This is a genomic window from Ruminococcus flavefaciens (assembly GCF_900119075.1).
GTDB classification, from domain to species: domain Bacteria; phylum Bacillota; class Clostridia; order Oscillospirales; family Ruminococcaceae; genus Ruminococcus; species Ruminococcus flavefaciens_Q.
Genome location: NZ_FPIP01000005.1, coordinates 48174 through 66498 on the forward strand (window position 1 = coordinate 48174; position 18325 = coordinate 66498).

The following is an 18325-nucleotide window of genomic DNA, read 5'->3' on the forward strand; positions in this document are numbered from 1 at the left end:
CTAAAGTTTTTTCGCCTATAATATGTCTCAAAATCTATTATACAAGTTTTGGTATGAAATTTGGTTACAAATCAGTAACTAAAATATTACAATACGGTTAAATCATACTGTTTGCCTATATTTTCAGCATAGTGTGCAATCAGGAGCGATAGATATTGTGCACAATCACGATGAAATTGTTGTGCAACAGGTGGACAAAAACAGCCCGTGCAGAGCAAGCTCCGCACGGGCTCTAAGGAGGTGTTGAGTTATATCTTTATCCTATGACAGGTATCGGCAGCTCGGATATGAGCTTCAGCAGATACTTCTGAATATAGAGGGCGTCCTCACCTGTAACGCCGCCCTGCTGATTTACATTTGCATTTGCAAGACCTGATTCTGTGATGTGGCTCTTGTCTGTGCCGTTCAAGCCGTATTTATTTGGGTTGGCAAGAGACTGCATAATAAGAACTACGTCCGAAAGGTCAACAAGGTCGTCGCAGTTGGCGTCACCGTACACTATTCCTGCGCCTACGGTGAGGGATACTGCCTTTGACTGACCTGTAGGAGCGACAAATACTATTCTTGCGCTGCCTTCCTTCAGTCCGACTATCTCGTATGTGCTGTCGGTCTTCTTGGTCAGTGAGATAACGTCGTCGTCATAGCTCAGATTTCCGAACTGGATAAGATTTGCGCCCTTTGTAAATGTGAGGACAGCCTTATCGCCCACGGATATTTTCTGACGGTCAAGGCTCATCTCAAAGTCGGAGGCGTCAAGATATGTGGTAGTCGTAGTTGTTTTTCCGTTATCAACCGATGTTGTGGTAACAGTGGTGGTAGTCTCGGTAGTAACAACTGACGAGCTGCTGCCGAACTTGAAGTTCTCGTTTATTTCGTCTGCCTTTTTGGCAAGTGCAGGCATAGCTGTTGCGTCGCCGCCGTAAAGATTAGCGATACCTGCGCAGGCGATAGCGAAGCAGCCGTTGTAGTCCAGCGCACCCTCGGTGTACTGGTATTTGTCGGTCTGATCCTGATATCCGCTCTTGTCGTCGCCGCCTACGAGGAGACCGTAAGCTGTGTACTTAGCGGAAGGATTTGATGAAGCGCCGTTTGCGTCGCTGCCCGGGTTAGCTGCGCGGTGGTGGATATGTACAGGCCACTTGTCGCCGTAGCCCAGCAGGAAGCTGTAGCCCAGACTGTTGTCGCCGAGGATATGATCCATCTGATATTTTGCAGCCTTTGCGTAGTCAGCGTCCTTGTCGCCGTTTGCAAGAGCTATAGCGTCCATCTGCTTGGCGCAGTTGTAACGTGAAGCTCCCCAGCCGTCGGCATTGTAGGTGCCTACCTTGAGGTCGCCCTGACTTTCAAGCTCTACCTTGAGCTCGTCTGCGAAAGCCTGCTCGCCTGTAGCCTTGTACATCAGAGCCGAGTAGCCCTGCCAAACCTTGTTCCAGCAGTAAACCCAGCCGTCATACTGGCTGTTGCCGTAGTCCTTGTTCTTGGGGACGCGGGTGGGCTTGTCGCCTGCCTTACAGAGCCACAGCCAAGCCTGAGCCATAGCCTCTTCGTCCTGATACTGAGCCTCGGTGCCGTAGAAATCCGCCAGTCCGCCGCCCTCGTTGCCCACGTTCTTCTGACCGAAAGCAAGGAGTGCCTTAGCGTACTTGATACACTTATCGGCGTAATCGGGTTCAGTGTCCTTTAATACGTAAGCCGTACCTGCCAGACCTGCCGCCATTTCGCAGCATACTGCGGAGTTGTTCTTGCCTGCCGTCAGCCAGTAGATAGGTCTCTTATAGGTCTGTGCCTCAGGAGATGACCATATAGCGTGATCCTCGCCGCCGTTTGCGACAACGTGAGCTACAGCAGCTACATTGCCCGAGCTGTCGAGGAAAGTCGTCTTCATAAGGTAGTCTGCGCCCCATTTCAGCTCATATATAAGGTGGTCCTTGCAGCCTGCTTTTTCGTATACATCAGGGTTGAGGTAGTCCGAAAGCGCCAGACTGTTGATACCGAAGCCGATAGTGAGGTTGAACTTTATGTGGTCGCCTGCGTCGTGGAAGCCGCCCGAAACATCAACTTTACCGTCGCCGTCGGGATCGACTATGGACTTTTCGGAGCCGCCTAAATCTCCCACGGACGCCTCTGCGTCGTAGGTATGGCAGTCTCCGCGCCATGTGAGCGGACCGTCGGTGATACCGCTTCCGCAAGCATTTGCGTCGTACATATAGAGCGACATTGCAAGTGCTTTATAGTAGTTGTTATCCGCTGCTGCTGATGTAACGGGCTGTATGAACGCTGTTGAAGTCAGCGCCATAACTGCCGATGCGGCGGCAGCGGTAAGCTTTTTAGAAAGCTTGACTAAATTCTTCATTGTAAAAACCCCTCTCATGTTTTGTCACAGAAGCATAGCTTCTATACTAACATTATAACATATTAGGATGAGTTTTTGTGAACGTTTTGTGTACATTTGCACAATGAGGGTAAACTTTGGAGAATGTATCAAAAACCTTGCAGGGGATTTGTTATATTTTACTATCGGAAAACGAAAAAGGACGGTTATACCGTCCTTGTTTAGCCTTTAGCTATTGTAGGTGAGGGCGTCCTCGACGTCCCGAAATATTGTTACATATGGTATGTAGGGGCTGATGCCTGCATCAGCCCGATAAAAAAGAAATATCCACACGGGGCGATGTGGGCATCGCCCCCTACAATTATTTCATGTTATTTACAACGTAATTGACGGACTGCCAAAGGCATCCCCTACACTAATCACTAATTTCTTAGTTCTAATTATACTTCTTTATCTCCTCGTCGATGACAGGGGACATTCTGTCGCGGAGCTCCTCCCATGAGCCCACGGGAGCGCCGCCCTCTAACAGAGCTGAGGTGATATTGTCCATTGCACCGCGTGTATCAAAGTTGCAGTCGCCGTTTTTCAGCATTTTCTCGCCCATACCGTAGCCGAGGTCAACAACAGGGTTTGCCTTTGCGGAGCTGATGTACTCCTGCAATGCGTTGTACTGCTCCTCGGTCATGGTCTTGAGAGCCTGTTCCTTTTTCTTAGCCATGAACTTCTCGTCAGAAGCCGCCAGTCTCTCGCATTTGAGATATGTAGCAACAGCCTTGCCCTTTTTGGAGCCCTTTACCAGCATTCTTGCATCGTAATCGCAGGCGATGTAGTACTTGTCCGCGTCGGGAGACTTGGGGAAAGGAACTATCATAAGGTCTGCTTCGGGATTTATTCTGTTTGAGGTAGCCAGTGTAAGGTCGCTTGAAGCATAGAACAGGGTGCTCATATCCGTGAGGAATTCGCCCTTTAGGTCCTTGTTGTACAGCCAGCGTGACTGGAGATCGCGCATAATGCCCTCTGCCTTGGCTATTTCGCCGTCCTTGATGTTGTTGGTGAATTTCTCACCGTCAAAGCCCACAACGGTCTTGCCGCTTGAAGCCAGCATTGCCCTGCCGCAGAAGCCGCTTATGCCGAAATGGTGCAGAGAATCCTCGCTCTCGGAGAACTTGTTTATCATATTGTTGAATGAGTTCCAGTCCCATTTGCCGTCCTTGTACAGGGTGTAGGGATCGTCCATGCCGCCGTCTTTCATGAGCTTTCTGCTGTAGGTTATGAGCTGAGGCTCGGAGACTGAGAAAGGCATAACGTAGTGCTTGCCCTTGTATGCGAACTTGTCGATAACAGCGGACATATCCTCCCACATTCCCTCGTCAACGCCCATTTCGCTGAAATAGGGATCGAGGGGCTGGAATCTGTCCTTGAGAACGCCCTCGGGGAATACGCTCATATCGTATGGGAACATATCCACCTCGTCGCCTGACTTTATCATCTGGTCGAGCTTTGTGAACTTTTCTTCGGGCGAAACAGATACGAACTGTATGCTGCCGCCGTAAACGTCCTCGAATATGGAAAGTGCCGACGAGCGCTGACCGCCCTCGGGGTTGAGGTCATAATCAGACAGCCAAACGATATCCATGCTGCCCGGTGCGGTGACAGGCTCGGAATCATCGCTCTTTTTCTGCGTTGTCACAGCAGAATCGTTGGCTTTCTCCGACGATGTCTTTGTATTTTTTTTGCTGCATGAAGCTGCGGAGAAAACCGTTCCCACAGCTAAAAAAGCAGCAACTATCCTTTTGAAATCTGACATAGAATTACTCCTTTCACATACCGTACAGCTGAATGTACAGTATGAGCATATATTATTATACTCGTTTCATTCGGGCGTGTCAAGGACGGCAGGATTTTAACCGCTTTGTAACCAAAATTCCGCTCCTTTGTGGAAAAACGCCAAAAACGATGTGCGTTACTTGTCAAAGTGTTCAAAAAATACGGAATCGACACAAAATTACGTGACATTTCATTTTTACTGTGATATAATATTAAATAAGGTATTTAACAGGCAGTATCATAACCTGCCGAAAATCATAGAAAGGGCTTTATCAATATGGACAACAACAGATATGATAGATACGAATCACATCGTCCCCGTAAAAGAGTATCACGCAAGACACTGAGAAACAGACGTCTTGCAGCACTTTTCATAATAGCATTTCTTGTACTTCTGTTCATAATCCTCATTGCAAAGGGCTGCTCAAAGAGCGACAAGAAGGACAAGTCAAGCAAGGTGACATCTGCAACTACAATAACCACTCAGGCTACCACCACGGATCCTGCCATAACTACAACTGCTACTACTACAACAGTTGCAGATCCTGTGAACAAGAGCGACTTCAAGCTTGACAAGACAAGCGTTTACATCGAGGTCGGCGAGCAGGATACACCTATGGTACAGGCTTATCCCGAGGGCACGTACGAAGCTGACGAGCGCTGGTCAACAGGCGATCCGAGCATTGCAAGCGTTGACAACTACGGACATATCAAGGGCATCTCTCCCGGAGTATGCTACGTAACTCTCAGATCGGCGGCTGATCCGAAGCAGGAAGTTATGATAAAGGTAACTGTCCGCGGCGAAGAAACTGATACATCAACGCCTCAGTCAAACAAGGCTGAGGCTCCAGAGCCCCCTGTATACGATACAGAGGGGCTTACTTATATTGAAGGGGTATTGATAGCAAACAAGTCCTACAGTCTGCCCGCCACATTCGCACCCGGGCTTGAAACTATCTGTTATTCCCAGTTTCAAGCCCTTTCCGGCGCAGCAGCCAAGGAAGGGCTTAGTATTTATCTGGCATCGGGCTACCGCTCCTACCACGATCAGGAGATAATCTACGATAACTACGTAAAAGAGGACGGCAAGGAGGCGGCTGATACCTATTCCGCACGTCCGGGGTACTCCGAGCACCAGACAGGACTGTGTATCGACGTAAATACCATAGACGACGCTTTCGGCTATACTCAGGAGGCTTCATGGCTGGCGGAGCACGCCCATGAGTACGGCTTCATAATCCGCTATCCGCAGGGCAAGGAGTCATACACGGGCTACAAGTACGAGCCGTGGCACATCAGATACGTAGGCTCAAAGCTGGCGACGAAGCTCCACAAGAGCGGACAGTGCCTCGAGGAATATCTGGGCGTCAAGTCCGAATATAAATCAGAATGAAAGGCTGAGGAATATGCCAAGATTCTTTACCAATGAGATAGATGAGAACAATATCGTCCTGACAGGCAGCGACGCCAACCACATCGGACGCTCCCTCCGCATGAGAGTGGGCGAGGAGGTGACGGTCTGCTGCAACGGCGTGGACTACTGTTGTACTATCGGCAGTATTACCGCAGACAGCGTGTATCTCGACCTTGTTGAGAAGCACCGCTGCGCCGCCGAGCCCAATATCAATGTGACGCTGTTTCAGGCTGTCCCGAAGCTGGACAAGCTGGAGTACATTATACAGAAAAGCGTGGAGCTGGGCGTATCGCGGATAGTGCCCGTGCTCACAAGGCGCTGCATATCCCGTCCCGACGAGAAGGACTTTGAGAAGAAAAAGCTGCCCCGTCTCAATAAGATAGCAGAGGAAGCGGCAAAGCAGTCGGGCAGAGGCATGATACCTGAGGTAACGCCTATGGTGAGCCTCAAAGAAGCCGTTGAGATGATGAAACAGCTGGATAGGACAGTGCTCCTCTATGAGGAGGAGGGCGGCTGTTCCTTCGGAAACGTCGATTTTTCGGGAGCTGAGACCGTGGGACTATTCATCGGAAGCGAGGGCGGCTTCGACAGGGAAGAGGCTGAAATGACCGTAAACGCGGGAGCAAAACAGGTCTGGCTGGGCAAGAGGATACTGCGTTGTGAAACAGCACCAATAACAGCCCTTTCAATTTTGATGTTTTTAACAAATAATATGTAAAGAGTTGAAATTTCAGAAAGAGTATGATATAATATTTATAGATTATCGTAATCCGATCGCAAGCGGTTCGGTAAGTTCTAATTCTTGCGGAGAAAAGAGGAAAATAAAATGAATAAGTTTTTAGTTGCTATTTTAGCTGCTGGCGCAGCAGCTGCCGTTGGATATGTCGCAGCACAGGCTCTCAAGGACAAGGGTTCGGATTCAGATTATGATGACGACGATTACGATGATTTCGACAATTTCGATACTGATGAAAGCATCGACTTTGAGATCAGCGAGGACGCTGCTGATGAGATAAAGGAAAAGGCAGAGGACGTTGTTGAGGATGTCAAGGACGCTGCTGAAGAAATCGCAGACGATATCAAGGACTAATGATCTTTATAAGGGAGCTGCGGCTCCCTTTTTATTTTATCTGCTTTTCGCAAAAAACGACAAAAGCGGTCGATATTATTGTGAAATCCTACAAAATGCATGATTTGCACTTGACAATGACATTTTGCTCTGATATAATATAAAAGCTGTCTGTCACAGACTGTATTAACGAGGCGTAACTCAGTTTGGTAGAGTGCTTGCTTTGGGAGCAAGATGCCGCAGGTTCAAGTCCTGTCGCCTCGACCAGATTTTTTTGAAAAAATTCAAAAAAGTACTTGACAAGCACAGCAAATTATGATATAATAATTAAGCGTTAAACGCTGGTGTAGCTCAGTTGGTAGAGCAGCTGATTTGTAATCAGCAGGTCGGGGGTTCGAGTCCGTCCACCAGCTCCATTATTTTGTCCTGAGACAAAATACAACAACTCTTAACTGGGAGAGTTCCCGAGTGGCCAAAGGGGGCAGACTGTAAATCTGTTGCTTTTCAGCTTCGATGGTCCGAATCCATCCTCTCCCACCAGAAACGCCCCGAAAAAATTTCGGGGCTGTTTTTGTTTCATTCGCCGTAAACCTTGCAAATCCACTGCAAGGGCTTTTTTATGCCCGGAAAAAAAGAGGATTTGCACGGAAATACAGGCTCTATGTTCAGAAAAGTATATATAATGTAGGGACAAATCGGCATGAGCCGTTTACATATATAAACACAAGAAAGTCAAAGACTATCTGGAGGAAAGAAAATATGATAAGAGAAGATTTAAGAAACATTGCCATTATCGCTCACGTTGACCATGGCAAGACCACTCTCGTTGACGAAATGTTAAAGCAGGGCGGCGTTTTCCGTGAGAATCAGGCTGTTGCAGAGCGTGTAATGGACTCAAACGACATCGAGAGGGAGAGAGGTATCACTATCCTTGCGAAGAATACCTCAGTTATGTACAACGGAACAAAGATAAACATCATCGACACCCCCGGCCATGCTGACTTCGGCGGCGAAGTTGAGCGTGTACTGGAAATGGTCGACGGCGTTCTTCTCCTTGTTGATGCAGCAGAAGGTCCTATGCCCCAGACACGTTTCGTGCTCTCAAAGGCTCTGGAAATGGGACACAAGATAATCGTAGTCGTAAACAAGATAGACCGTCCCGACGCCCGTCTCGACGAGATAGGCGACGAGGTGCTGGAGCTTCTCCTTGACCTTGACGCAAACGAGGAACAGCTTGAAAGCCCCCTCCTTTTCTGCTCGGGCAGAAGCGGTACAGCTTCACTCAGCCAGTATGAGGCAGGTACAGACCTGAAGCCTCTTTTCGATACTATCATCAACTACATCGAGCCTCCGAAGGGCGAGGAGAACGATCCTCTCCAGATGCTCATCTCCTCTATCGACTACAACGAGTACGTCGGACGTATCGGCATTGGTCGTATCGTAAGAGGCAAGATAGCCGTAAACCAGCAGGTAACTGTCTGTGATTACACAGGCTCAAAGAAGAACTACAACGCCAAGATAGTTTCACTTCTCCAGATACAGGGACTCAACCGTGTTCCCGTTCAGGAGGCTCAGATGGGCGATATCGTATGGATATCGGGTATCGAGAACATCACTATCGGCGATACTATCTGTGCAACAGACGCTCCCGATCCGCTCCCATTCGTAAAGATAAGCGAGCCTACCGTTGAGATGACATTCTCTGTAAACGACAGCCCATTTGCAGGACGCGAGGGTAAGTTCGTTACATCACGTCAGCTCCGCGAGAGACTCTTCAAGGAGCTCTTAAAGGACGTTTCTCTCCGCGTTGAGGAGACAGACTCAACAGACGCATTCCGCGTAGCAGGAAGAGGAGAAATGCACCTGTCTATCCTTATCGAGAATATGCGCCGCGAGGGCTATGAGCTGGGCGTTTCCACACCAAGAGTACTCTTCAAGACCGACGAGAACGGCAGAAAGCTTGAGCCTATCGAGCGCCTTGTTATCGACGTTCCCGAGGACTGCGTCGGCTCCGTAATGGAGAAGATAGGCGCACGTAAGGGCGATATGGTGGATATGCACCCACAGGGCACACGTATGCGTATCGAGTTCCTTATCCCTGCAAGAGGACTTTTCGGCTATAAGAGCGAGTTCCTCACAGATACAAAGGGCGAGGGTATCATGAGCCACGTATTCGACGGCTATCAGCCTTACAAGGGCGATATCGAGCGCAGAAACACAGGCTCCCTCGTTTCATTCGAGACAGGCGAGGCTGTTACCTACGGTCTTTACAACGCTCAGGAGCGCGGGCAGCTCTTTATCACAGCAGGTACTCCCGTATATGAGGGCATGATAGTAGGAGCTTCGCCCAAGACAGAAGACCTTGTAGTAAATGTCTGCAAGAAGAAGCACCTTACAAATACCCGTGCAAGCGGAAGCGACGACGCACTCCGTCTTGTACCGCCAAGAGTTCTCAGCCTTGAGGACTGTCTTGAATTCCTTGCTGACGACGAGCTTCTCGAGGTAACTCCGGAGTCTCTCAGAATCAGAAAGAGAACTCTCAGCAATACTCAGAGAGCTAAGGACAGAAGCAAGAAGTAAATTTCATCAAACAAACACATTTAAACCATACAGTTTGCAGATTTGGGAGCTATGATAGTAAAAATCGCTGTCATTGCTCCCGAAAAAAGTATTTTTCAAGGGATAAGGCAGGAGAAATAGATCAGGTAGCCGTTTACGACAAAACGAGAGGATAATATTCATGGATAAGAAAAGAGTCATAGCGCTTATTCTTGCCGCAGCAGGACTTCAGTGCCTTGCAGGCTGCGGAAAAAATAAAGATGACAATATGCCGATTTATGCGGAAACTCCTGTTGAGACCACAACAGAGCCCCCTGTGGGCGGAGCTGATATATCAGGCGATAATTACGACAGCGAAGCCTATCAGGCAAAGATAAACGACCATATACAGGCTGCGGAGCTAACAGACGCTACGTTGGTGCTTGGCAGTGTGGGCAAGGACATAATCTCTCCCGAGGAGGGAGCAGAGGATTCGGGACTCGGCACGTACCGCGTGAGCAGCAGCGGAGTGAAGCTGTATTACGATGAGACCGTATTCCCCGCAGAGCTCATGCTCACACTTGAAAAGTACTTCACCTCCTTTCCGTCGGCTGATTATGCCACATACAGCCGCTGCGTCTTCCCGAGCTATATCACGGAAATGGAAAGCTTTCTTAAGAATAACTACAATTACGACCTTAAGACCTCGTTTTCAAAGCAGTGCTCATCGCTTGCAGACAAGATGAAGGGCGACTACAGGATAACCCGGATAAAGCTGGAAGAGGCTCCCGTATATGAGGAGGGCAAGGATAATATCGAGAACTATTTCTCGTCCCTTAACGAGGTATTTGAAAAGGATTATTTAAGTCAGGTCAGGGAGGAGAGCGAAGAACTCATCGACGCCTGCTTCTATGTAATGGCTGAGGATCCCTACGGAAAAGAGCAGATGCTTGTTGCGGAATACGAGATAGTCTTTGCTGTCAAGGACGGCAAATATTATACATTTGGCTGAGGTGACGCATAAATGAAAGGATATATCAGAAAGGCTGCGGCTTTCCTTGCGGCAGCGCTGGTAGCTGTTTCTGCGGCAGGCTGTGCCGATAAAAAAGAAGATGAACACGACCACGGACATAATATGGCAGGGGTAAGTGCTCCCGACGGCGATTATTCGGACTATGCCGAGAAGGAGCTCAAGCCTGAAAGCTCTGAGGTGCCTGTATTTATAACCTTCCGTTCCAACTTTGCCGAAGATGAAGAGGCTGTAAAGGTAGCTGAATTCTACTATGCGATGTCGGAAAAGAGCGTTGAGTATCTTGAAAAAAGCGTACAGCCCGACGTTCTGAAAATGAAGCTTGACAGCTCGACATCAGCGGATTATCTGAATGTTCAGTATGACTTTATCAAGGATTCCGTTATCGGAAGCGATTTCAAATTCACGGCTGTGACTATTGATGACAGCATGACAGGCGAAGATGCCTTTAATTACTATGATTCACTGCTTGCAAAGGCGGCTCCCGACTTGAAGCCCACGAGCAAAAAGGTGTTCAAAGTGAACTGCCTTTACGACAAGGGCGACGGCGGACAGCTTTCTATCGCAGCAAGGCTCAAAGAAAAGGGCATGAACGAATTGGAAGTTGCGGTCTATACTATAGACGGCAAGCCATATATAATATTCTAAAGCAAAAGGACGGCATAGCCGTCCTTTTTTAGTGATTAGTAAGTAGAGATATCCACTATAAATTTACTGGCTGAGAGTATGAACGGGATTCCTAAGGGACGTGTTCCTTAGGCGGAGTGACTCCCCATAAAATGGGGAGATGTCCGTAGGACAGAGGGGACGTACCGGTAAGGTCAGAGGCAGCGCCTCTGGTGGGGTGTGGGGCAAAGCCCCGCAGTTACGAAGCGCACCGCAAGGGTGAATCCCGAAAACAATCCAGTGAATTGTTTTCGGGAGAGGGTGACTCCCCACGGGGTGGGGAGATGTCGCAACGCGACAGAGGGGACGGACCCGATTAGGGGGCCCTGCAAGAGAGGGCGTCCCTTATCGGGCGGATATTATCCGCCCCTACAGACCATTATATCGGGACGCCGAGGGCGGCGTCCCCTACAAAAAAAAGGCGGACTTTATGTCCGCCTTTTTTGCAGCGTCACGCTGCTTATATCTGTGTTGAATAGTTTGGAGCTTCCTTTGTGATGTAGATATCATGTGGGTGGCTCTCTTTAAGTCCTGCGCCTGTGATACGTATGAACTTAGCCTTTTCGTGGAGTGTGGGGATATCTACACAGCCGCAGTATCCCATACCCGAACGGATACCGCCGACCAGCTGGAAGATAGTATCTGCAACAGGTCCCTTGAAAGGCACACGGCCTTCAACGCCCTCAGGAACGAGCTTCTTAGCGCCCTCCTGGAAATATCTGTCTTTAGAGCCGTTTGCCATAGCGCCGAGGCTGCCCATGCCTCTGTATACCTTGAACTGACGTCCCTGATATATCTCAGTTTCGCCGGGAGCTTCTGCACAGCCTGCAAGGAGCGAGCCGAGCATAACTACGTTTGCGCCTGCTGCAAGAGCCTTTACGATATCGCCCGAGTACTTGATACCGCCGTCAGCGATAACGGGGATACCGTATTTCTGAGCTACACAGGCAACATCATAAACAGCGGTTATCTGAGGAACACCGATACCTGCAACTACACGGGTAGTACAGATAGAGCCGGGACCGATACCTACCTTTAAGCAGTCAGCGCCTGCTGCGATAAGAGCCTCGGCAGCCTCTGCTGTAGCGATATTTCCTGCGATAACAGGGATATCGGGATATGCTTCCTTGACCATTTTCAGGCACTTGATGATGTTTGCGCTGTGACCGTGAGCAGAGTCAAGAACAAGTACGTCAGCCTGAGCGTCGATAAGAGCCTTTGCTCTTTCGAGAACGTTAGCTGTTACGCCGATAGCAGCGCCGCAGAGAAGTCTGCCCTTGCTGTCACGGGCGGAGTTAGGATACTGAACTGATTTCTCGATATCCTTTATAGTGATAAGTCCCTTGAGGATACCAGCCTCGTCAACGAGAGGGAGCTTTTCAATCTTGTGTGCACGGAGGATCTCCTGAGCCTGAGCGAGAGTAGTACCAACAGGAGCAGTGATAAGGTTGTCCTTAGTCATTACCTCTGAGATCTTAGCGTTGAAGTCTGTGAGGAAGCGCATATCTCTGTTGGTGATGATACCAACGAGCTTGCCGTTTCCGTCAACTATCGGAACGCCTGAGATCTTGTACTTGCCCATAAGCTCATCCGCATCTGCAACGATATGGTCTTCGGTGAGGGAGAATGGGTTCACGATAACGCCGTTCTCACTTCTCTTTACCTTATCCACCTCTTCAGCCTGCTGCTCGATGGACATATTCTTGTGGATAATACCGATACCGCCTTCACGGGCAATGGCGATAGCCATACGGGAATCGGTAACTGTGTCCATAGCGGCTGTCATGATAGGTGTATTGAGGCGAACGGTTTTTGTGAGCTGAGTACCGATCTGTATCATGTTGGGCGTAACATTTGATTCAGCGGGTATAAGCAGCACATCGTCGAAGGTAAGACCTTCCTTCTGAAATTTGCTGTTCATGTCGGTCAGCATAAAAAATTCCTCCTTGCAATTGTAATATTAACTTTAATAATACTATTTTTTGCGGCTCATGTCAATAGTTTCAGCGGCTTGCTGCACATAGAATTTTGTTTTCAAAAAAGGTCGCTTTTTGGCGAAAAAGCAGTTTGTTATATTAAAGTAATTCAGTGTTAAAGCGGCATTGTCAGTGCTTTACGGCGTTTTCTGCATATTTTGCGAGAATCAGCGAAGCGTCCACTGCATTTACAGCTGTGTTGTTGTCGTAATCGGCAGCGATGACCTGTTCAACATTGAAAGACGACGGCTTGTCGGTGGAGGTTAGTGCGTACTCAGACAGCACCGCAGAGGCGTCAACTGCGTCGATAACGCCGTCGCCTGTTACGTCGCCCTTCTGAAGCACTCTTGTGCCGAAGATAATACCGTTTTCCGAAGCATACTTCTCCGCGGCAGAGCCCTTTTCGCCCTTGATGACAAAGTCGGGGATACTGTCATAGGAGGAGCTTCTTGTGTCATATCGTATACCGATGGCATTATCTCCTATGGAGGTCACGGTCTTGGGTATTTTTATGCCACTGAGCGAAGCGCAGCTGTAAAAAGCCTCATTTCCGATAGATGTGATATTATCGGGGATAACTATGTTATTGAGAGCTGTGCATGAATGGAAGCAGCTGTCGGGAATAGCTTTCAGAGAGGAGCTGAGGCGCACCTTTGAAAGTGAGTTGCAGCTCATAAAACAGCTTTCGCCGAGAGACTTTACCGAATCGGGGAGCTCCACTGATTTCAGGTACAGGCAGCCCATAAATGCGCTTTTTTCAATAGCTGTGACAGTTTTCGGGATAGATACCGAGGTTATATCCTGTCTCTCAAAAAAAGCGCTTGCGCCGATAGTTTTTACCTTGTCAGGCACAGCAGCATTGCTGCCTCCTGCATATTTTATGAGGGTATCGCCGTTCTTGCTGCACAGGCAGGAGTTCACCGAAGAATAGCTCTGATTATCCTTGCTGACGGTGAACGAGCTGAGCTTGGGGCAGGCAGAAAAAGCGTATTCGCTGATATTTGCAGCGCCTTTGCCGATAGTTACGCTTGTCAGTTCGGGGCAGGCGGAGAATGAAAGACTGTCTATCTCAGAAGCCCCGTTGCCGATAGTTACGCTGACCAGATCGGGACAATCGAAGAAAGCCCGATTGCCTATTTTTTCCACACTGTCGGGAATAACGCAGGTCTTGAGACCTTCACAGTGAAAAAACGTATTCTCGCGGATACAGGTAACAGGCAGCCCGTCGATCTTTTCGGGAATGACAAGGTCGCCGTTACGGAAATCTTTCCCTATGCCGTCAATGCTTATGTGGTCTTTTTCTACCTTGTATACTACACAGCTTGCGCCGGCAGGAGTTTCAGCGGCATATGAGGGCGTTTTCGGAGCTGCTGCAAAGAGCATTGCGGCAGCAGCGGCAAAGGATATCAGCCTTTTCATTTTATACCTCCCTGCGGCATACTTCGCCGCTTACCATAACGAGTACGGGCTCGGACATGAGGTCGAGGGGATTCTCGCCCCTTCTGTAGAGCTGTATATCCGCGTCCTTACCCACGCTGAGAGAGCCTGTGGTATCGTCGATGCCCAGTATCTCGGCAGGGGCTATAGTGAGAGTTTTCAGTGCCTCGTCAAAGTCAAGTCCGCCCTTTACCGCAGCCTGTGCGGAGAGGGGGAGATACTGTATGGGGATAACCGTATGGTCTGTGCAGATAGCTATTTTTACGCCGTTTTCATGGAGTACAGAGGCGTTTTTCAGTTCAAGTCCGCGCATTTCGGGCTTGCAGCGGTCACAGATAACGGGACCGCATATGACGGGTATCTTCTCCTCGGCAATAATGTCGGCTATCTTGTGTCCCTCAGTGCCGTGTATGATGACCGCGTCAAGGCTGAATTCCTTTGCAATGCGCATAGCCGTGCAGATATCATCTGCGCGGTGGCAGTGGAAGAAAGCCTTCATCTTGTGGTCGAGCAGGGGCATGAGAGCCTCACACTTTATATCATATTCGGGGGGATCGTAGTTCTCGCTGTCGGAGTAGTAGCTGTCCATATCATGGGCATAGCGGCGAGCCTTGTAGAGTCCCTCGCGGATAAGAGCAGTTATCGCCATACGTGTTATGGGAGCCTCCTCACGTCCGTTGTAGACGTTCTTGGGGTTCTCACCCAGAGCGAATTTTATTCCGCAGTTCCTTATGAGCATATCGTCAATGCGCCTGCCGTATGTTTTTACAGCGGCAATCTCACCGCCGCAGGCATTGGCGCTTCCCGGGCTTGAAGCCGCCGCGGTGATGCCGCGCATACGAGCTTCCTCAAAGCAGCGGTCAAAGGGGTTGATACCGTCGATAGCTCTCATCTGTGGAGTAAATGGATCGGTGGATTCGTTGCAGTCGTCCCCCTCGAAGTCCAGACCGTCCTCGATAATTCCGAGGTGGTTGTGGGCGTCGATGAATCCGGGGAGAAGCATACCGCCCTGTGCGTCTATGGCGTCCTTGTCGTCATAGGGGAGGTATCCGCTGCCGATATTGCGTATTTTTCCGTTCTGGATATCTATCCAGCCGTCCTTTACCACACCAAGAGAGCCCATGGTATGAATTTCAGCATTATAGATAAGCATAGCCGCTCACTTTCTCAGTATCACGGCAATTTTCTCCGCATTTTCAACGGGACTGCCGTTACATTCAAGTCTTATGGTCGAGTGTGCCAGATAAACGTTCCTGCGGGAGTTGTAGAGAGCCTCAAGCTCCTCCTTTGTGGACTTCACCACGATAGGACGGTTTGTGTCGTCCTTGATTCGCTCGTAGCAGGTCTCAAAGGGCACGTCGAGGAAGATGACAGCCGCACCTGCGTCCTTTGCAGCCTTTGCTGTGTCGGGATTGAGCATAGCGCCGCCGCCGCAGGCAGCAACAGTAGTCTTGCCGCAGAGGGACTTGACTATCTCAGCCTCGGTCTGACGGAAGAAGGGCTCGCCCTTTTTCTCGAATATCTCGGGAATGGTCATTTCCAGAGTGCGGACGATGAGGTCGTCCGTGTCGCAGAAGCCGCAGCCGAGCTTTTTAGCCGCAAGCTTGCCTATAGTAGATTTTCCGCAGCCCATAAAGCCGCATAAAAATACAGTCATAGTATTCTCCTTATTCTTGCTTGTTGCGCGCCAGCTTTACCAGCGGCACCCATTCGTCCTCTATCATCTTCTCGCCTGTGAGCTGAAAGCCGTGACGCTCATAAAAGGCTATGCCGCGGGAGTTGTACTCCAGCGCCCAGAGGTTGTCCGCGCCGAAGCTCTCCACTGCAAATTGCAGGAGCTCCGCGCCTATGCCGCCGCTCTGGAACTGCGGTTCCACATAGAGCTTTACCACCTCGGTGCCGTTTACACGGATAATGCCCTTTATTACGCCGTTATCCTCGTAAACATATGTATTCAGCAGTTCCTCCGAGCCCTCGGAGTATTCTGCCGCCATATCCACAACGTTGAGCTCCGAAAAATAGAACTCGTCATTGCGGAAGAAGGGGTAGAAGTTCACGCGGTAATTGGTTATGATTATCTCGGCGATACGGGAGGCGTCCTGTGGTTTTGCAGGTCTTATCATATTACTTGTTCATGCTGTCAACAGCGTTCTCGACATCGGTGATTATCTTTGCGATATCCTCAGTTCTGAAGCTGCCGCCGTACCATATCTCGTGAGCCTTTACAGCCTGATATACCAGCATTGAAGCTCCGCCTACGGCTGTCTTGCCGAAAGCACGGGCTTTCTTCATAAGGAGAGTCTCCTTGGGATTGTAGATAACGTCGAATACGCTGCCGCTGTTTTCGATTATGGTATCGCTTACTGCGCAGGCGTCGACCTTGGGGTACATACCTACGGGAGTAGCGTTTATAAGCAGGTCATAGCTGCCGTCAAGAGTGGATATATCGGCAATTCTCACAGAAGCGCCGCTGCACTTTGCCAGTATCTCAGCCATGAGTATCTGAGCGTTCTTGACGTCCTGAGGGATAACTGCGAGAGTGATATTGCCGCCGTGACGTGCGACCTCGATAGCTATCATTCTGCCGACGCCGCCGCAGCCTAAAATAGCCACATTGCCGCCGATAGGGAGCTGCTCTGCGGAACGGAGGAAACCGTCGCAGTCGGTGTTGTAGCCGATGAGCTTTCCATTGTCGTTGTTGATGCAGTTCACGGAGTTATAGCGCTGAGCGCTTTCGCCAAGCTCGTCCACAAGAGCGATAACTGCCTGCTTGTGGGGGATAGTAACGTTGAGACCGCGGAGAGCTTCGAGAGTGCCGCGGCTGTTTGCCATATCCTCGGGAGCTATATCGATAAGCTCATATGATGTATCTGCAAGTCCGCTGAGAGCGAACAGCTTTTCGTGGATAAGAGGGGACATTGAGTGTCCCAGTGGGTGTCCTATAAGCGCAAATTTATTCATGATAATGCTCCTTCAAGTGTTTCCATATCTTCAACGTTCACTGCTGTCACGTCCTTGAGAGTCTTCTTTACCAGACCTGTGAGAGTTCTTCCGGGACCGAATTCAACGAACTTGTCGGCGCCTGCCTCCTGCATAGCTGCCAGCTCGGAAGTAAAGCGTACAGGTGATACGATGTGCTTTGCAAGCATGGAAGCCATATCGGAGAAGTCTGTGAGCTCGCCGCCTGTGAGGTTAGAGTAATACTTCACATTTGGAGCCTTGAACTCGATAGCCTTTGCTGTCTCGTAGAATTTATCGGCAGCAGGCTGCATGAGCTTTGAATGGAAAGCGCCTGCAACATTGAGAGGGATAACTCTTGCCTTCATGCCTGCGAAAATATCGCTTACCTCAGCGATTCCCTCGGGAGTGCCTGCGATAACTGTCTGAACAGGTGAGTTGTAGTTTACGGCTGTGACATATTCCTTAGCCTCGCCGCATACTCTCTCAACTTCCTCGGGAGCTATCTTCATGATAGCAGCCATAGCGCCCTTTGCAGAGGAAGTAGCCTCCTCCATAGCGGCAGCTCTTGCCTTGATAAGGCGGAAAGCGTCCTCGAGGCTTATCATGCCCGAAGCGTACATTGCAGCGTATTCACCGAGAGAATGACCTGCAACGCCGTCGAATGTGAAGCCCTTAGCCTGAGCAGCTTTAAGGCATACGATAGATGTAGCCATGATAGCAGGCTGAGAGTTGATAGTTCTCGATAATTCGTCGAGAGGAGCGTTGAAGCATATCTCCTTCAGGTCAGTGCCCAGTATCTCCGAGCCTGTCTCGTATACCGAGAGGAGCTCGGGCATTGCTTCTGCTATGTCCTTGCCCATTCCCTCGTACTGTGAGCCCTGTCCTGAAAATAGTGAAATTGTCATAATATTAAACTTCCTTTCTGTGTGTTCTTCACAAATGTGTAGTGAAAATTCACTTATGTATTATTGTAAATTTGTGAGAAATGCCGATATTTTGTTTTAAGTTTGTCAAAGTGCTGAAATATCGTTGCAAAAACCCTCAAAATGATTTACAATATATTATGTGTGGTATT

Annotated in this window: 15 protein-coding genes and 3 tRNA genes; 9 read left to right on the forward strand and 9 right to left on the reverse strand. The window is 49.4% G+C overall.

The genetic code is table 11. The features are described from left to right. Positions 1–256: 256 nt before the first annotated feature. Both BT105_RS08760 and BT105_RS08765 read right to left on the reverse strand, forming a co-directional pair. Positions 257–2353, reverse strand: a complete 2097-nt coding sequence (locus tag BT105_RS08760; protein WP_072300370.1) for a glycoside hydrolase family 9 protein — start codon at positions 2351–2353, stop codon at positions 257–259. A gap of 415 nt (positions 2354–2768) precedes the next feature. Then, positions 2769–4139: an ABC transporter substrate-binding protein gene (locus tag BT105_RS08765; RefSeq protein WP_072300371.1), complete on the reverse strand. Its 1371-nt coding sequence runs from the start codon at positions 4137–4139 to the stop codon at positions 2769–2771. Positions 4140–4436: 297 nt separating this feature from the next. Here BT105_RS08765 and BT105_RS08770 point away from each other — a divergent pair, with 297 nt between their 5' ends. The 9 genes from BT105_RS08770 to BT105_RS08810 all read left to right on the forward strand — a co-directional run bounded on the left by BT105_RS08770 (position 4437) and on the right by BT105_RS08810 (position 10858). Beyond that, entirely contained in the window at positions 4437–5552 is a 1116-nt protein-coding gene (locus BT105_RS08770) for a D-alanyl-D-alanine carboxypeptidase family protein (protein ID WP_072300372.1), read from the forward strand. 13 nt (positions 5553–5565) lie between these two features. Next, entirely contained in the window at positions 5566–6291 is a 726-nt protein-coding gene (locus tag BT105_RS08775; protein WP_072300373.1) for an RsmE family RNA methyltransferase, read from the forward strand. Positions 6292–6399: 108 nt separating this feature from the next. Further along, positions 6400–6663, forward strand: a complete 264-nt coding sequence (locus BT105_RS08780; protein WP_072300374.1) for a hypothetical protein — start codon at positions 6400–6402, stop codon at positions 6661–6663. A 169-nt stretch (positions 6664–6832) separates the two neighbouring features. After that, positions 6833–6909 (forward strand) — tRNA-Pro (locus BT105_RS08785). Between the two features lie 73 nt (positions 6910–6982). Beyond that, positions 6983–7058 (forward strand) — tRNA-Thr (locus BT105_RS08790). Positions 7059–7096: 38 nt separating this feature from the next. Further along, positions 7097–7182, forward strand: a tRNA-Tyr gene (locus tag BT105_RS08795). Positions 7183–7401: 219 nt separating this feature from the next. After that, positions 7402–9222 (forward strand): translational GTPase TypA, encoded by a 1821-nt coding sequence (typA, locus tag BT105_RS08800; RefSeq protein WP_072300375.1) that lies wholly within the window; start codon positions 7402–7404, stop codon positions 9220–9222. Positions 9223–9382: 160 nt separating this feature from the next. After that, the gene (locus BT105_RS08805) at positions 9383–10192 is read left to right on the forward strand and encodes a hypothetical protein (protein WP_072300376.1); all 810 of its coding nucleotides are present in this window, start codon (positions 9383–9385) and stop codon (positions 10190–10192) included. 12 nt (positions 10193–10204) lie between these two features. Further along, on the forward strand, positions 10205–10858 hold the full coding sequence (locus BT105_RS08810) for a hypothetical protein (RefSeq protein ID WP_072300377.1): 654 nt from the start codon (positions 10205–10207) through the stop codon (positions 10856–10858). 478 nt (positions 10859–11336) lie between these two features. Here the strand turns inward: BT105_RS08810 and guaB are convergent, their stop codons facing one another. From guaB to fabD, 7 genes are all read right to left on the reverse strand, one after another. Then, a complete protein-coding gene (guaB, locus tag BT105_RS08815) occupies positions 11337–12809 on the reverse strand; it encodes an IMP dehydrogenase (protein WP_072300378.1) in 1473 nt (490 codons plus the stop codon). A 172-nt stretch (positions 12810–12981) separates the two neighbouring features. Further along, a complete protein-coding gene (locus BT105_RS08820; RefSeq protein ID WP_072300379.1) occupies positions 12982–14271 on the reverse strand; it encodes a leucine-rich repeat protein in 1290 nt (429 codons plus the stop codon). A 1-nt stretch (position 14272) separates the two neighbouring features. Beyond that, positions 14273–15442, reverse strand: coding sequence for an amidohydrolase (locus tag BT105_RS08825; RefSeq protein ID WP_072300380.1), 1170 nt, complete (start codon positions 15440–15442; stop codon positions 14273–14275). A 6-nt stretch (positions 15443–15448) separates the two neighbouring features. Continuing rightward, positions 15449–15946 (reverse strand): shikimate kinase, encoded by a 498-nt coding sequence (locus tag BT105_RS08830; protein ID WP_072300381.1) that lies wholly within the window; start codon positions 15944–15946, stop codon positions 15449–15451. A gap of 10 nt (positions 15947–15956) precedes the next feature. Further along, positions 15957–16412: a GNAT family N-acetyltransferase gene (locus BT105_RS08835; protein ID WP_072300382.1), complete on the reverse strand. Its 456-nt coding sequence runs from the start codon at positions 16410–16412 to the stop codon at positions 15957–15959. 1 nt (position 16413) lies between these two features. After that, on the reverse strand, positions 16414–17250 hold the full coding sequence (locus tag BT105_RS08840) for a shikimate dehydrogenase family protein (RefSeq protein WP_072300383.1): 837 nt from the start codon (positions 17248–17250) through the stop codon (positions 16414–16416). Next, a complete protein-coding gene (gene fabD / locus BT105_RS08845) occupies positions 17247–18155 on the reverse strand; it encodes an ACP S-malonyltransferase (RefSeq protein WP_072300384.1) in 909 nt (302 codons plus the stop codon). The genes BT105_RS08840 and fabD overlap by 4 nt, the downstream gene beginning before the upstream one ends. Between the last annotated feature and the right edge of the window lie 170 nt (positions 18156–18325).

Coding starts and splice junctions, on each gene's coding strand:
- BT105_RS08760 (WP_072300370.1), bottom strand. CDS start 2,353: ATGAAGAATTTAGTCAAGCTTTCTAAAAAGCTTACCGCTGCCGCCGCA.
- BT105_RS08765 (WP_072300371.1), bottom strand. CDS start 4,139: ATGTCAGATTTCAAAAGGATAGTTGCTGCTTTTTTAGCTGTGGGAACG.
- BT105_RS08770 (WP_072300372.1), top strand. CDS start 4,437: ATGGACAACAACAGATATGATAGATACGAATCACATCGTCCCCGTAAA.
- BT105_RS08775 (WP_072300373.1), top strand. CDS start 5,566: ATGCCAAGATTCTTTACCAATGAGATAGATGAGAACAATATCGTCCTG.
- BT105_RS08780 (WP_072300374.1), top strand. CDS start 6,400: ATGAATAAGTTTTTAGTTGCTATTTTAGCTGCTGGCGCAGCAGCTGCC.
- typA (WP_072300375.1), top strand. CDS start 7,402: ATGATAAGAGAAGATTTAAGAAACATTGCCATTATCGCTCACGTTGAC.
- BT105_RS08805 (WP_072300376.1), top strand. CDS start 9,383: ATGGATAAGAAAAGAGTCATAGCGCTTATTCTTGCCGCAGCAGGACTT.
- BT105_RS08810 (WP_072300377.1), top strand. CDS start 10,205: ATGAAAGGATATATCAGAAAGGCTGCGGCTTTCCTTGCGGCAGCGCTG.
- guaB (WP_072300378.1), bottom strand. CDS start 12,809: ATGCTGACCGACATGAACAGCAAATTTCAGAAGGAAGGTCTTACCTTC.
- BT105_RS08820 (WP_072300379.1), bottom strand. CDS start 14,271: ATGAAAAGGCTGATATCCTTTGCCGCTGCTGCCGCAATGCTCTTTGCA.
- BT105_RS08825 (WP_072300380.1), bottom strand. CDS start 15,442: ATGCTTATCTATAATGCTGAAATTCATACCATGGGCTCTCTTGGTGTG.
- BT105_RS08830 (WP_072300381.1), bottom strand. CDS start 15,946: ATGACTGTATTTTTATGCGGCTTTATGGGCTGCGGAAAATCTACTATA.
- BT105_RS08835 (WP_072300382.1), bottom strand. CDS start 16,412: ATGATAAGACCTGCAAAACCACAGGACGCCTCCCGTATCGCCGAGATA.
- BT105_RS08840 (WP_072300383.1), bottom strand. CDS start 17,250: ATGAATAAATTTGCGCTTATAGGACACCCACTGGGACACTCAATGTCC.
- fabD (WP_072300384.1), bottom strand. CDS start 18,155: ATGACAATTTCACTATTTTCAGGACAGGGCTCACAGTACGAGGGAATG.